Origin of the sequence: Pseudoalteromonas rhizosphaerae (assembly GCF_028885455.1) — a bacterium.
In the GTDB taxonomy this organism is placed as follows: Bacteria; Pseudomonadota; Gammaproteobacteria; order Enterobacterales; family Alteromonadaceae; genus Pseudoalteromonas; species Pseudoalteromonas rhizosphaerae.
The window spans coordinates 115,016-129,460 of sequence record NZ_CP118496.1 but is presented as its reverse complement, the minus strand read 5'-3'; the positions used below and the strand labels follow the sequence as shown (position 1 = coordinate 129,460).

The window sequence follows — 14,445 nt, the reverse complement described above, 5'->3', positions numbered from 1 at the left end:
TAGTAAAAGTTTTTACGATATGTTTGATGAAAATGGCAAAATGTCATTAAGTCGTTATATGCATTATCACTATTATGAAACCGCTGATGTGGGCGGTACGTTTCGCCTTAAGCGAGATATAATTTTGTCCATCTTTATTATACTGACACTTCCGCCCTTATTGTACTTTTTAATCTTTTTTAAACGCCAAGCGCCGATGGTGTTTGACCGTAATCGGCAAATTGTTTATCACTGGTATAAGGGCAACGTTCGCGCTCAACATTTTAAAGACCTACGAATACATGAAGATTCACAAATGATGCGTATTCAGACGCGCAGCCTTGGTAAGCGCGGTGATATGCGTTGGGCTAATTTTATGGTGCAACCGCGCCATAACCCTTATTACAACGGTAAAGATGCGTACGAGCCAGTATTGGCGTTTATTTGCCAATTTATGGAATATGGCCGCGAGCATGTAATGCCGCAGCATGAGCAATGGCAATCAGATGACAAACCCTTTGCATTTTTTGATGATGAAAAACCAAAAGATTTTGCGCAGCAGCTAAATGCGGTGTTAACACATTTATCAGAGAACGATACAGATATCCCACTTGATAAAGACAATTTACCCTTATCTACAGGGATGGATATGAGCATGAGTATGCGTTTAAGTAGGGCCGAGAGTCGAGAAAGTAATAAAGCTGTGGACAAGAATGAATAAAGGATTTGTTGAGATTAATGGCTTTGATTAAACACCACTACCCAGTACCTTTAGCAAATAAGTTGAAAGCACTGCTTAGCTTTCAACTCACTAAAGAGGCACCGCCGCCAACACCGATAGTGTATGTAGATGAGCATCTTTGTAAGCTTAGTAATAATTCAATGAAAGCCCGTAATATGGGACTGATCCCATTGTTATTAATGATTTTATTTGCTGTACATTTGAATGTTGATGACTTCTATACTGGTTGGGGTAAGAAAGAAGAGTCTGTACAAAAAAAAATAGATTTTTATAAAAAAGAACTTGGTAATAATTATTTTAAATCACCAGATATTCCCGAAGTTCGCAGAATGTGGTTCGAGATGTTAGATGAAAATGGAGAGCTATCATTAAGTAATTATATGCATTATCGATATTATACAACTGCCGAAGTTGGCGGTACTTATCGCCTTAAAAAAGACATTTCATTTTTAGTTTTTTACGCTATTTCTATTCCACTATTGTTGTTTTTTATTATTCGTTTTAAGCGTCAAGCGCCGATGGCGTTTGATCGTGATAAACAAATTGTTTACCTCTGGTACAAAGGCAAAGTACGCGCCCAGCACTTTAAAAATTTACGGGTTTATGAAGACTTTCAAATGATGCGTATTCAGACACGTGGTTTTGATAAACACAACAACATGCAATGGGCTAATTTTATGGTGCAACCTCGTCATAATCCTTATTACAACGGCAAAGATGCGTACGAGCCAGTATTGGCATTTATTTGCCAATTTATGGAATATGGCCGCGAGCATGTAATGCCGCAGCATGAACAGTGGCAATCAAATGACAAACCCTTTACATTTTTTGATGATGAAAAACCAAAAGACTTTGCGCAGCAGCTAAATGCGGTGTTAACACATTTATCAGAGAACGATACAGATATCCCGCTTGATAAAGACAATTTACCCATTCCCCCTGTGTGAATAAGGTAAGGGCTGATGGTTTTAGAGCATCTAAAGCGCTTTACAACCACCCAAGCAACGCAGAGTTTAAAGCCCTACGCCCCGATCCTAATTTAATTTACCCGGGCGATAAAATCACGATTCCACCAAAAAAAGAAAAGTTTATACCGCTGCGCACCAATAGTATTAATAGCTTTGTTGTACAAAACGAAAAAGAATATTTTCGCCTGCAAGTGTCGTACGACGACGGCGATGATGTAGCGGGCAAACGCGTAGTACTCAATATTGGTAGCCAAACAATAGATACCGTATTGCAAAGTGATGGGCTTATCGAAGTAGAGCTTAATAATAACGACGCACTTACTGGCAACGTCGATTTATATTTAAAAGCAGGCGAAACCACACCAACTAAAAGCTTTGCGGTACAAATAGGCAATCTAGATCCAATCGACACGCTTTCTGGCGTGCAGGGACGTTGTAATATGTTGGGGTTTAATTGCGGCAAGGTTGATGGCGTCATGGGAGAAAAAACACGCATTGGGGTAAAAGAATTTCAGTACCAACATGAGCTAGATGTAGATGGTATTCCTGGCCCTAAAACCAAAGCAAAATTACAGCAAGTATTTGGGAGTTAGTATGAGTGCCCCGCATAGTATGCCAATGGTAGTTAACAATATAAATCTGTTAACGATTGTTAAGCCCGCTTTTGTATTTTTTTATCAAGTTGATACTAATGCAAAAAATTACGCTAAAGAACAGCTCATGCTGGTAAATAATCAACATAACTGGCAGCAAATAAAACCCATATCACGTGTAATGCCTGAGGGGAACTGGGTTCGTATAGAATTTACCGACATACCCCAAAGCGGCAATTTTGATTTATTACAAGACCCAAACGACGGCCAGCCTACTTACTATATATTTGATAACGTGCCATTCAGCGAGCTTAACAAGCAAACACCAAACACGGTAATAATGGCAGAGATAACAGAAGGGTAAGTGCATTCATTTTGCCTTCATTATAAAAGGTTTTAAATAATGAGTTTGTTTACAGCAATCCAATAAATGGGCTCATTCAGTAAAAGGATAGTTTTTGATGTTTTTTAAAAAATACAGCATGTTTTGCGTGCTCTCTCTTTGTGCCAGCTTAGTGCTAAGCGGTTGCTCAGAGCCACCTTCACAAGGCTCTGAGCAGGCAGAGGTTGATGTTGCTAAATACCCATGGGCTAAAGAGCATAAAAACCACCCTGAGTGGCCGATGGAAATACGTGAAGAGGTGTATGGCGATGCAGGTACCTTCTCAACCCCGCGGTTAATGTTTTGGAATAAATACAAATACAGTGAGGTACGCACGCTGTGGTCATCTCGTTTAGATGGCTCTGACAGGCGCCGCATAATTCCTGAAGAAGTGTTTATGCAATTTAGACCCGTAGGGCTACATAAACCAAGCCGCTCCCCAGATAACCGCTATATAGCTATTTCGGGTTATATCAATGATAGAGCGACACGCCAGCTTTACGACACCAAAGAACAAAAACTAATCACCATGTCAGGCGGGGGGGGGCATCCTTCATTTAACTGGACCTCAGATAGCGATAATGTGATTTTTTATGCAGATGGTAAACATTACAACTACCAGGTATCAACAGCCACTCTTACACAGCGCAAAATAATTTATTCAGATGAGCTGTTTTTACTCCCAGGCGATAAAGAGTTTTTAGCGATAAAGCACGACGGCTTTTGGATACATAAGTTTAATGGTGAAGTAGTACGCAAAGTTGATTTTGGTTTCCCAAAAGAGTGGGAGATGAAAAACCACCGTATTTCACCGGATGGAAAATATTTGGCGTTCATGACTCAAGGCAGACCAAAAGCGCATTTTCATTGGGTGAATATTGCCAACCCTGAAATAGAGCACTCAGAAATAGGGGAAGGTAATGGCGTTATTTTTTCTCTGGATGAAAATGCCACCCTTAAATTTGGTTATAACCCAATGGGCGAGGTTGATGAGCTTGGTAAGCCTGTTACTTATAGCATTATCACTAGAACCAATATTTTAACAGGTGAGCAACAGGTAACGCGTACTAAAGAAATGAGAATTTGGGGAATGAGGTCAATATACCCTATAGCAATTACCAACCAAAAAGCACAGGGTAACTAGTTATGCATGAAATGAGCAAAGGATCTGAATAGAGTGGAGACAACAGTGGGAATTAAAATAGAAAACTTATCTAAGCAGGATCGGCCATAAAGTAAAGTATATTATGGTTGCTTTAGGTTTGGTTTGAATTATATAACCGTAAAGTTGGTTTTATACGAAATTTATTTTCTTTTATTGTGGTTTTTCATTCCATTTAAAGGTGAGATTATGCTTGCATGCGCAGTTTTGAAGTGTTAAAAATAGGGCTCACTGAACACACACATTTAGTAAAGACGATGCAAAACACTCATTTAATTACATTAAAACTGAACCTCTTACTGCAAGCGCACGTGAGCGGGGATTAGTGTATTTGCATTAAGTAAACACAAAAAACCCCGCATATCGCGGGGTTTTTTTTATCTCGCATCCAGGGCAGCAGAGAATTAAGGGTAGATTATGCAAGAACAAGATAAAGTATGGATTTTCGACACCACTTTACGTGATGGTGAGCAAGCGCTTAAAGCGAGCCTGACTGAAGAAGATAAAATCCAGCTGGCACATACTATTAGCCGCCTAAATGTGGATGTGATGGAAGTAGGTTTTCCGGTTTCGAGCCCTGCCGATTTTCGTTCAGTGCAACGTATAGCGACAGAAGTGAAAGGCCCTATTATTTGTGGTTTAGCACGCGCTGTTGCTAAAGATATTGAAGCCTGTGGCGAAGCACTTCGCACAGCACAACAAAGTCGAATTCATACTTTTATTGCTACCAGCCCTTTGCATTTAGAACACAAGCTACGTATGAGCTTAGATGATGCGACAGCCATGGCGGTTAAATCAATTAAGCTTGCCCGTAATTATACTGATGATGTGGAATTTTCATGCGAAGACGCAGGCCGTACACCGCATTGGGATTTATGCAAAATTGTTGAGCAGGCGATTAATGCTGGTGCATCAACCATCAACTTACCAGATACAGTTGGTTTTGTTACGCCAGACGAATACGCGGCGATGATCCGCCATTTAATGAATAACGTGCCAAATATTGATAAAGCGCGGTTAAGTGTACATTGTCATAATGATTTAGGTTTGGCTGTTGCCAATTCTGTTGCAGCGGTGCAAGCCGGTGCACGGCAAATCGAATGTACTATTAATGGTATTGGTGAGCGTGCGGGTAACTGTTCACTTGAAGAAGTGGCGATGATCATGAAGATGCGCCAAGACCACTTAAAAGTGTATACCGATATTCGCAGTGAAGAGATTTATCGCGCCTCACGCCAAGTGGCGAAAATTTGTAATATGCCAGTGCAACCTAACAAAGCGATTGTTGGCGAGAATGCTTTTGCCCACAGTTCAGGTATTCATCAAGACGGTGTATTAAAAGCGCAAAATACCTATGAAATTATGTCACCAGAAAGCGTCGGCGTACCAAATAACCAATTAAATATGACCTCACGTTCGGGTCGTCATGTTATTGAGCACCGCCTTGAAGAATTAGGCTATCAAAAATCTGATTACGATATGGATAGCCTATATGAAAGCTTCTTAACCCTTGCAGATCAAAAAGGTACAGTGTACGACTATGACCTTGAAGCGATGATTTATTTTAACCAAATCAGTGATAAAGACGACAAATACCAATTAGAGTTTGTTAACTCAACGTCTAACTCGCAATCAGTAGCAAGCTCAACTATTGGTATGACGATTAATGGTGAGTCTAAACAAGAAGCAGCCACTGGTAATGGCCCTGTAGAGGCATCATTCTTAGCGATTGAACGTTTAACGGGTATGACTGTTGAAATGATTGAATTTAATCTAGAGGCGACCGGTGAAGGCGCCAGTTCATTAGGTGAAGTAAATATAATAGCTAAATACGATGGCCGCCCTTATCACGGCGCGGGCATTGCCGCGGATGTGGTTGAGGCGTCAGTACGCGCCATGATCCGCGTTTATAACTTAATTTATCGTGCACAAAAAGTGTCTGATTTAAAACAACAAAGGAAAGCAGGATGAGTCAATCAAATTATAGCGTTGCAGTATTAGCAGGCGACGGTATCGGCCCAGAAGTAATGGCAGCAGCAGAGCAGGTATTGGATGCTGTGAGCAGTAAATTTGGTTTTACTTTAACTCGTCATCATCATGCCATTGGCGGCGCTGCGATTGATCAATTTGGTAAAGCGTTACCCGATCAAACCCTTGCAGCGTGTGAAAGTGCCGATGCAATTTTGTTTGGTTCAGTGGGCGGTCCAAAGTGGGAGCATCTTCCTGCCAATGAGCAACCAGAGCGCGCATCACTTTTGCCACTACGTAAACACTTTGGTTTATTTTGTAACTTACGCCCAGCGCAACTATTACCAGCACTGAGCGCTGCATCGCCATTACGTGCCGATATAAGCGAAAAAGGCTTTGATATCTTATGCGTGCGTGAATTAACCGGCGGTATTTACTTTGGCGAAAAAGGCCGCAGTGGCGAAGGGGCTGAAGAAGTGGCATTTGATACACAAACTTATTCACGCAAAGAAATTGAACGCATTGCACGTTTTGCCTTTGAAGCAGCAAAATTACGTAATAACCATGTAACGTCGGTTGATAAAGCCAACGTATTAGCATCAAGTGTATTATGGCGCGAAGTAGTAACCGAAGTAAGCAAAGACTTCCCAGAAGTAAGCCTTGATTATATTTACGTTGATAACGCGGCAATGCAACTGGTTAAACAACCTAGCCAGTTTGATGTGTTACTGTGTGATAACTTATTTGGTGACATATTGTCAGATGAATGCGCGATGATCACCGGATCTATGGGCTTATTGCCATCGGCAAGTTTAAATCAGTCAGGCTTTGGTATGTATGAACCTGCTGGTGGTTCGGCACCTGATATTGCAGGCAAAGGGGTTGCAAACCCAATCGCACAAATTTTAAGTGCCGCGTTAATGCTACGTTATTCACTAGGCCAAGATGAAGCGGCGCGCAGCATTGAAAAAGCAGTAGCCGAAGCGGTCGAAGCAGGCGTAGGTACACCGGATATTTACCCAAATGCAGGTTATACAACGCAAGACGTTGCCGCAGCAATTGTCGCTCGTATATAAAACAGCACGTATTTAAACAATTATTCACTCGCTGCACCGTCACGCGGCGAGTCAAACAAATTAGGGGATCAGCAAGTGGCCCAAACGTTATACGATAAAATCTGGCAAGCACATGTAGTTGCTAGTATTAATGAGCAAACCGATTTACTTTATATTGACCGTCATCTAGTACATGAAGTGACATCGCCGCAAGCTTTTGCTGGCCTGCGAGAGAAAAACCGTAAAGTGCGTTGTCCTGAAAAAACCATCGCAACGATGGATCATAATGTATCGACCAAAAGCCGCTCATTAGATGCCGCCAGTGAAGTATCAAAAAACCAATTGATGGCGCTTGATGCCAACTGTAAAGAGTTTGGTATTGTACTTTACGATTTAAACTCAATTAACCAAGGCATAGTGCATGTAATGGGGCCTGAGCAAGGTATTACTTTACCTGGCACTACCATTGTTTGTGGTGATAGCCATACTTCTACTCACGGTGCATTTGGTGCCCTGGCCCATGGTATTGGTACGTCTGAGGTTGAGCACGTACTCGCGACGCAAACGCTACAACAGAAAAAAGCCAAGTCATTAAAAATTCAAATTAATGGTGTACTACGTCCAACGGTTACAGCCAAAGATTTGATCATGGCGGTGATTGGTAAGCTAGGTACCGCTGGTGGTACAGGTTATGTGGCAGAGTTTTGTGGTGAAGGTATTGCAGCACTGTCAATGGAAGCGCGTATGACATTGTGTAACATGAGTATTGAAATGGGCGCTAAAGCGGGTTTAATCGCTTCAGACCAAATCACTTATGATTACTTAAAAGGCCGCCCATTTGCTCCACAAGGCGATGATTTTGAAGCTGCAGTTGCCTACTGGGAAACCTTAAAAACTGACGAAGGTGCGCAGTTTGATTTAGAAGTTGAACTAGAAGCGAGTAGCATTCAGCCGCAAATTACTTGGGGCACTAGCCCTGAGCAAGTTATTGGTGTTGATGAATGCATTCCCGATCCAGATCAAGAGCCAGATTTAATTAAAGCTGATGCGATTCGCAGTGCCCTTAAATACATGGGTTTAACAGCCGGTGATAAGTTATCGTCAGCGAGCGTTGATACGGTATTTATTGGTTCATGTACCAATAGCCGAATTGAAGATTTACGCGCCGCCGCACAGATTGTTGAAGGTAAAAAAGTGGCTGCTGGTGTTGAGGCGTTAATCGTACCTGGCTCTGGCTTGGTGAAAAAACAGGCTGAAGATGAAGGCCTAGCTGATATTTTCAAAGCTGCTGGTTTTGAGTGGCGTGAACCGGGTTGCTCAATGTGCTTAGCGATGAACGATGACCGCTTAGGTGCAGGCAAGCGCTGTGCATCCACCTCAAACCGTAACTTTGAAGGTCGCCAAGGCCGTGGTGGTCGTACACACTTAGTAAGCCCTGCAATGGCCGCTGCGGCAGCTATTCATGGTCGCTTTGTTGATATTAGAGGAGAAGCCTAATGAGCATTTTTTTTAGTGGCTTAATGGCCCCACTTGATAAAAACAACGTCGATACCGACCAAATCATTCCAAAGCAGTTTTTAACCTCAACCAGCCGTGATGGTTTTGATGCGGCGTTGTTTTATGATTGGCGCTATTTAGATAACGACGAGCCAAACCCTGAGTTTATTTTAAATCGGCCATGTTACCAAGGCGCGCAAATATTACTAACTCGCGATAACTTTGGCTGCGGCTCATCACGTGAACATGCACCATGGGCGCTTAAGCAATATGGTTTTGAAGTGATTTTAGCGGAAAGCTTTGCTGATATTTTCTTTAATAACTGTGGCAATAACCAGATGCTAGCTATTGCACTACCAGCGCAAACGCTGGAAGAGTTATTTGTGTTGAGTGAGCAGCACGACGATATTCATATCGACATCGATCTTGAAAACCAAATGCTGACCAGCAATAAGTTTGCACCAATTAGCTTTGATATTCGCAAAGATGTAAAAGAGCGTTTATTAAGCGGCTTAGATTTTATCGGCGTGACCGAAACCCTAAATCCGCAAATTGACGCCTTTGAAGCAAAGCTTAACGCCGAGCGCCCTTGGCAGTAAAGGTTTAAAAGTCATTAAACAATGAAACGCGGCTAAGGCCGCGTTTTTTGTGAGTCGAGGAATTAATTTACAGCATTACATTTTTTTGTTTTATGGGTACAATCCACAATATACTAACGATAAAAATCAGGTGAATTACGTGAATTGTAAGTTGCAAAGAAATTTTTGGGCGCTTTTAGCCGCTGTTTTAATGATTGCAGGGTGTGGAGGTGACTCGGAAACTCCCGTTGAGCAGCCATTAACGGTTTCAATAGATGGTCCAAAAAGTGTATCGGAGGATGACGGGTTTACCTTACAAGCCAATATAAATAAAAGTGACACTGGTGTTGTGGTGCATTGGTATGACTCTGGAAGAAGCCTTATCAGTGAAGAGGCTACATTGAACATAGAGCCATTCGATGTAACAGAGGATACCACTGCAGTGTATAAGTTGTACGTTGCTCATAATGGACAAGAAGTTGAGACTGAACATACAATTGAGGTAAAACATCGTATTAATGTTGAAAAGAAACCACAAGATGCGACAAAGACGGTTTTATTATTACAAAATTTATTGCTGGAAGAAGCGCAAACTTTAAGTAATCAACTATTAGCAAAGCTTGATGGCGAGGAAATAGAGCTAGAACAAGTGTGTGAAAATGGGGGCTTATATACACTTTCATATTTGGATAATGATGATTCCAGCACGATTACAGAAGGGGATGTGTTACAGCAATCTTTTCAGGATTGCTCGGATAATTATCGGAATGCATTAAGTGGCCTCAGAATAGTCACGATTTTAGACGCTGATTTACAAAATGGCATCATTGAGTTTAGTGTCAATAATGATGATATTGAAACCTTGGAAAGTACTTACTCATATAATGAGCTAATGACGTTTAAGGGAAGTTACTCAACTCGCTTTGCATATTCACCTAGCATTCGAACCATAGCTATAACTGTAGATGAAAAACTCCAAGGAAAAGCCTTAAAGCCGTTTAGTTATGATGAAACTTTTTATTACGTCAATATTAAAGAATTAACGATAGAGAAGGTAATTGATTTTAATACAGCAACATACAGCATAAAAACCAATGGTACTGTTGATGATACAAATTTGAATGGTGAATTCAGCTTTTCTCAAGAAGATGCTTGGTATGGGTATTTTATGGAATATCCACATAAGGGCTCTATTAAAGTTAGCTCAGAAAAAGAGTCGATACTACTAGCCAGTAATTTTGTTTCAGATTCTGATAAGTTAAACATTAGCTATGGTGAAGAACAGCTCCAGCTTCATTGGTCCACCTTCCTGCCCGAAGCTATGTCTACGTTTAATATATATAACAATATCAGAGCATTTCGTGCAGATAATTTTGATCGAGTACTTGATCCTGGAAGTGTTAATAATAATTCAGTTCAGTTGGATGGCCCCGTACCTCTAATTTTTTCAAGACCTGTAGCAGCTGACACTTCTGCTTCTGTATATTTCCAAACTCAATCAGGGTACGACCATATCAATATTCCTGGTAGAGTTGAGGTTGCTGGCGCGCTAATAAATATTTACCCAGAACAACCATTAAAGGCTGATACAGACTATGATTTACAGGTTTCAGGTATTACAAGTGTCACAGGGCAGGAGCATAATTGGATATTTTTAGATATAAAAACAACAGATAGTATTATTCCTAATTTAACAAGCTCCAATTATTTCTATCAAGACAATCAATATCCTACGTTGAGTGTTGAGGACAGTATTTTAAATAAAGGGCAGGTTCTATCTTATCAATGGGTTGATTTAAATGGTGTAGGCATTGAATTTGATGACGAAAATGCAGTTTCTACAAGTTTTAGTCTACCAGAAGTTGTTGAATCAGATATCACTATTGAAGTGATACTTACTAATGACTTAGGTGAGCGTGCAAAGGAAAGAATAACTTTGCAGTATTTGCCTTACTCAGGAACGTACCTTTTTATAGATGGTATTAAAGATGATTATGTTAGCTTAGGGAAGAAGATCATAGAGACGCAGGCAACAGGTGATTTTTCTGTGTCGCGTGATTCAAATGATCAATCCCACTTAGAGTTTCTATTTGAAAGTGATGAAAGTAATTGGAGTTTAAATCTAAAAGCCCCTGGTGATGCAAGCTTGTCTGTTGGAGAGTATTTAAATGCTACCCGTTACCCTTTTCAAGGTGAATCGTCGGCTGGTTTAGATCTCTCTGGGGAGCATAGAGGATGTGGTAGGCTTTATGGGCAATTTGAGATTTTTGAGTTAGAAGAGAACTCTAAAAATGAAGTCCAAAAACTGGCTGTAAATATTACGCAGAGTTGTGAGAGCAGTGAATCTCCAGAATTAAAGGGCTATATTCGATTTAATTCAGCAGTGCCTTTGAATCCATAATTATAAATAATGAAACGCGGCTCAGGCCGCGTTTTGAATGGAAGTTAACGCATTAGCCAGCCATCAGCCATTTCTTCTATTGTGACTTCATTAGATGTTTCATTTTCACCGTATCCTTGTGAACTTAAAATGTATTCAACACTGCAAGAGTAAACGGTTTTACTTTTCAATACAGTTGTTTATTGAGAGGTTTTCAATTGTTGAATGCAGAGATAAACAAGTAGAGATTTTTAGAAGGGTATGTATCCTTCCCACCGGACAAACCTTGTATTGATTTAACAAGTTCAAGCTTCCCATTCATTGTATCTTCAATACCTGAACTGCTAGGTCCTCCGCAGGAGGTAAGAAGCCTTGAAACCGTTATTGCAAAAGCCGAATTTACAAAGTGTTTTTATTTTTAATTATATTTATCAATTGATTGAGTGTTTATTAGTAATGTAGCATGAAAACCATACTGCTTTGCCTTTTGTACAAAACATACAAATTAAATAATTCCAGGGGCTAGTCTTTTTATACTATATGATGTGTTTATTAATACATATAAGCAATAGCGAAACCTAGCAAAGCAAGTATGCAGCAAATAGTCATATTAATTGTTTTAAGTTTTTTAAATTGGCTAATTTTTGGAGCATCAATGGTCGATAAAAAGCCATTTTTTAGTGATTCATGTAAGTTAGCAGCAATAGCGGAGCGTGAAGTATTACCTAGTGTATTTTGAGCTAACTGCTGCCACCGGGTTTGGTATGTCTGCGCTAAGTGTGTAAGTAATACCAATCTGCATAAAGATTAAGTCAATTTTATCCAGTCTCTAGAGCATATGCTTTTAACCGTATCAGGAACAGAAATGAATTTATTCCACGCTTGCGAAACCTGTTCGACTATTTCTTCATAACCACTAAACACACGATTAGATAGACAGTGTTGCCGTATCCAACTCCATACTTGCTCTATTGGATTTAACTCCGGGGAGTAAGGCGGAAGTTTTATTAGCGTGACATTATTGAATGGTTGTACCGTATCAATAGTATGCCAACCAGCGCCATCAACGATCACGACCGCATGACGTCCTGCCTCCGTGGCTTTTGATATTAATTCCATGTGTTGCGTCATGACCTCTTTATTGACGATAGGGCTGATCAGCGCTTCTGTTTTACCATTACTTGGGCAGACTGCACCAAATAAGTATCCATACTCAAACTGCTGTTGTTTTATTGCACGGGGTCTCGTGCCTGTTTCAGCCCATAAGCGTGTTGTTTGATTCTGTTGTCCAAACCGTGCTTCATCTTGAAACCAAACATCAATGCGCTCTAAAGGGAGATGTCCTGGGGTGTGAAGGATCGTTTCCACTTGGAACTTTTTTAAAAGCCTCTTGGCTTTCTTTTGACTGCTTTGGGTGCTTAGAACGGCTTGTGATCCAGCTAAACCCACGCTTCTTGAGCAGTTTGTAAATATGATCGGTGTGATATCTAATGTTGAACTGGTCATAAATATACTGAGCAATATCTTCCCCCATTAGTCTGCCTCCTTCTGAAGAACTTGCTGACTGTTTTACATAATCTGACAGTGTATTTAGTTGTTGTGAGGTTAATTTAGCTGGACGACCTTTAATCGGTTTGTTGTTCAAGCCAGCAACGCCATTGTTAAGGTAGTTTGAAACCCATTTAATGACACTGCCGCGCGCTGTATTTAGGCGCTTAGCAATATTCGTTCTGTTTTCACCCTCAAAGAATAATGAAACAGCAAGCAGGCGTATGCGCTTTCTTGCATTAGGCTCTTTACGTGATAAAGCTAAAAGTTGCTTGGATTTTTCTAAGTTCAATTTAGTAAAAGTAGATAAGTATCAGTGTGCTAATTAGATCACATAATTTGGCAGATTGGTATAATGTGTTATATTTTCGATCTTCTATAATGAATAGCGCACAAATTAAGATAAACGCCACTATAGGATAATTTCCTATATTAACCCTCTCAATTGATTCTCTTTAAAAACATAAATAGTTTTAGACTCAAGTGCAATTGTTTACGTTTTATTTATTTTTAAGCTCGTAAACTTTGCTTATTTAATCTATAGCCAAAAACCACTCACCGCGATTACTTCCTTTGTATTTATTAACAGGCTAAGCTGCAACTTTATACTTTTAGGAACATGCTATGAAATTATTAACTGCGGCAACTTTATTGCTGGCGTCTACGGCGGCGTTTGCTCGCCCTGCGCCTTTGGTATCTATCCCAACTCATGATGGCTTTTTTGATAATATTGCCGCCCATTGTGGTAAAGCTTTTGAGGGTAAAGTAACGGTTGATAATGCCACTGGTCCTAGCTCGTTTGCGGGTAAAAAATTAGTCATGCATGTTCGTAAATGCACTGATAGCGAGTTACAAGTACCGTTTCATGTAGGTGATGATGCATCACGTACGTGGATCATTACCAAAACCGGTAGTGGTTTGAGTTTAAAACACGATCATCGCCATCAAGATGGGACTGATGATGTATCGACTATGTACGGTGGTCATACGGTTGATGCTGGGTTTGCTAACGTGCAGTCGTTCCCTGCGGATCAGTATTCAAAAGAATTGTTTGTTAGCCAAGGTATTCCACAATCTATCGGTAATACATGGCAGATGTATATTTACCCTGAAAAGTTTACTTATCGTTTAATTCGCCAAGGCCGCGAGTTTCGCGTTGATTTTGATTTAACAAAACCAATTACACCACCGCCAGCGCCTTGGGGTTATAAAGACTAAAGATTAGTCTTTGCTGGGCTTTGTCTCACATTGTAGTAATACCGTTAAAGGTGGCTGATAGGCGCGGGGTTTGGTTGGGAAACGATCATACTCTTGTACACCATCAGTCACTTTTAGCATAAACGGATTACCACGGCATAAACGGTCAGCATGGCGCAATAAAAATACACTTTGATTTTTAAAGTGCTGATAGTCGTCAGATTGAATTTCTAGATGATAGTTATTTGCGTCTAATTTTGTTTGGTAATAATGGACTTTTTCATCGAAGTCATAGAGTTTTTCGGTTTCACCTTTTTCTGCTAATACCGCATTACTGCCTATTAATAGTGCCAGTGCACTGATAATTACTAGCCTATTTGCTGTTTTTCCTTTCAT

13 protein-coding genes are annotated in these 14,445 nt (G+C 40.4%); 11 read left to right on the top strand and 2 right to left on the bottom strand.

All coding sequences use genetic code 11. The annotated features are described in order from the left end of the window. The first annotated feature begins 19 nt into the window (after window positions 1-19). The 10 genes from PVK79_RS00655 (at window position 20) to PVK79_RS00610 (ending at window position 11,325) form a co-directional block, all read left to right on the top strand. On the top strand, window positions 20-700 hold the full coding sequence (locus PVK79_RS00655; RefSeq protein WP_257325119.1) for a hypothetical protein: 681 nt from the start codon (window positions 20-22) through the stop codon (window positions 698-700). Window positions 701-717: 17 nt separating this feature from the next. Then, window positions 718-1,668: a hypothetical protein gene (locus tag PVK79_RS00650; protein WP_257325118.1), complete on the top strand. Its 951-nt coding sequence runs from the start codon at window positions 718-720 to the stop codon at window positions 1,666-1,668. Then, window positions 1,665-2,282 carry a peptidoglycan-binding domain-containing protein gene (locus PVK79_RS00645; RefSeq protein ID WP_182779348.1) on the top strand — a complete coding sequence of 206 codons (618 nt, stop codon included), beginning with the start codon at window positions 1,665-1,667 and terminating at the stop codon, window positions 2,280-2,282. Before PVK79_RS00650 ends, PVK79_RS00645 begins: the two co-directional genes overlap by 4 nt. A 1-nt stretch (window position 2,283) precedes the next feature. Then, window positions 2,284-2,646, top strand: a complete 363-nt coding sequence (locus tag PVK79_RS00640) for a hypothetical protein (RefSeq protein ID WP_182758012.1) — start codon at window positions 2,284-2,286, stop codon at window positions 2,644-2,646. Window positions 2,647-2,743: 97 nt separating this feature from the next. After that, complete coding sequence (locus tag PVK79_RS00635) at window positions 2,744-3,808, top strand: TolB-like translocation protein (RefSeq protein WP_425607871.1); 1,065 nt, start codon at window positions 2,744-2,746, stop codon at window positions 3,806-3,808. 435 nt (window positions 3,809-4,243) lie between these two features. Beyond that, window positions 4,244-5,797, top strand: a complete 1,554-nt coding sequence (gene leuA / locus PVK79_RS00630) for a 2-isopropylmalate synthase (RefSeq protein WP_182778634.1) — start codon at window positions 4,244-4,246, stop codon at window positions 5,795-5,797. Next, a complete protein-coding gene (gene leuB, locus PVK79_RS00625; protein WP_182735445.1) occupies window positions 5,794-6,870 on the top strand; it encodes a 3-isopropylmalate dehydrogenase in 1,077 nt (358 codons plus the stop codon). The genes leuA and leuB overlap by 4 nt, the downstream gene beginning before the upstream one ends. 75 nt (window positions 6,871-6,945) lie before the next feature. Next, a complete protein-coding gene (gene leuC, locus PVK79_RS00620) occupies window positions 6,946-8,346 on the top strand; it encodes a 3-isopropylmalate dehydratase large subunit (RefSeq protein WP_145242429.1) in 1,401 nt (466 codons plus the stop codon). Beyond that, a complete protein-coding gene (gene leuD, locus PVK79_RS00615; RefSeq protein WP_257325116.1) occupies window positions 8,346-8,945 on the top strand; it encodes a 3-isopropylmalate dehydratase small subunit in 600 nt (199 codons plus the stop codon). Before leuC ends, leuD begins: the two co-directional genes overlap by 1 nt. Before the next feature lie 139 nt (window positions 8,946-9,084). Next, on the top strand, window positions 9,085-11,325 hold the full coding sequence (locus tag PVK79_RS00610; protein ID WP_182731716.1) for an Ig-like domain-containing domain: 2,241 nt from the start codon (window positions 9,085-9,087) through the stop codon (window positions 11,323-11,325). A 786-nt stretch (window positions 11,326-12,111) separates the two neighbouring features. On the opposite strand, the gene PVK79_RS00605 is transcribed toward PVK79_RS00610, so the two are convergent. Then, window positions 12,112-13,144, bottom strand: a protein-coding gene (locus PVK79_RS00605; protein ID WP_257325115.1) for an IS630 family transposase whose coding sequence is annotated in 2 segments (ribosomal slippage) — window positions 12,112-12,684 and window positions 12,686-13,144 — 1,032 coding nt in all. Because the reading frame shifts where the segments join, the coding sequence is not laid out codon by codon here. Between the two features lie 332 nt (window positions 13,145-13,476). Between PVK79_RS00605 and PVK79_RS00600 the strand changes: the two genes are divergently transcribed. Further along, the gene (locus PVK79_RS00600) at window positions 13,477-14,070 is read left to right on the top strand and encodes a hypothetical protein (RefSeq protein ID WP_182758019.1); all 594 of its coding nucleotides are present in this window, start codon (window positions 13,477-13,479) and stop codon (window positions 14,068-14,070) included. Window positions 14,071-14,073: 3 nt separating this feature from the next. On the opposite strand, the gene PVK79_RS00595 is transcribed toward PVK79_RS00600, so the two are convergent. Then, the gene (locus tag PVK79_RS00595; RefSeq protein ID WP_145242437.1) at window positions 14,074-14,445 is read right to left on the bottom strand and encodes a hypothetical protein; all 372 of its coding nucleotides are present in this window, start codon (window positions 14,443-14,445) and stop codon (window positions 14,074-14,076) included.

Excerpts from the sequence above, each read along its gene's own strand:
- PVK79_RS00655 (WP_257325119.1), top strand. The coding sequence starts at position 20 with ATGTTTGATGAAAATGGCAAAATGTCATTAAGTCGTTATATGCATTAT.
- PVK79_RS00595 (WP_145242437.1), bottom strand. The coding sequence starts at position 14,445 with ATGAAAGGAAAAACAGCAAATAGGCTAGTAATTATCAGTGCACTGGCA.
- PVK79_RS00600 (WP_182758019.1), top strand. The coding sequence starts at position 13,477 with ATGAAATTATTAACTGCGGCAACTTTATTGCTGGCGTCTACGGCGGCG.
- leuB (WP_182735445.1), top strand. The coding sequence starts at position 5,794 with ATGAGTCAATCAAATTATAGCGTTGCAGTATTAGCAGGCGACGGTATC.
- PVK79_RS00640 (WP_182758012.1), top strand. The coding sequence starts at position 2,284 with ATGAGTGCCCCGCATAGTATGCCAATGGTAGTTAACAATATAAATCTG.
- PVK79_RS00650 (WP_257325118.1), top strand. The coding sequence starts at position 718 with ATGGCTTTGATTAAACACCACTACCCAGTACCTTTAGCAAATAAGTTG.
- leuD (WP_257325116.1), top strand. The coding sequence starts at position 8,346 with ATGAGCATTTTTTTTAGTGGCTTAATGGCCCCACTTGATAAAAACAAC.
- leuA (WP_182778634.1), top strand. The coding sequence starts at position 4,244 with ATGCAAGAACAAGATAAAGTATGGATTTTCGACACCACTTTACGTGAT.
- PVK79_RS00635 (WP_425607871.1), top strand. The coding sequence starts at position 2,744 with ATGTTTTTTAAAAAATACAGCATGTTTTGCGTGCTCTCTCTTTGTGCC.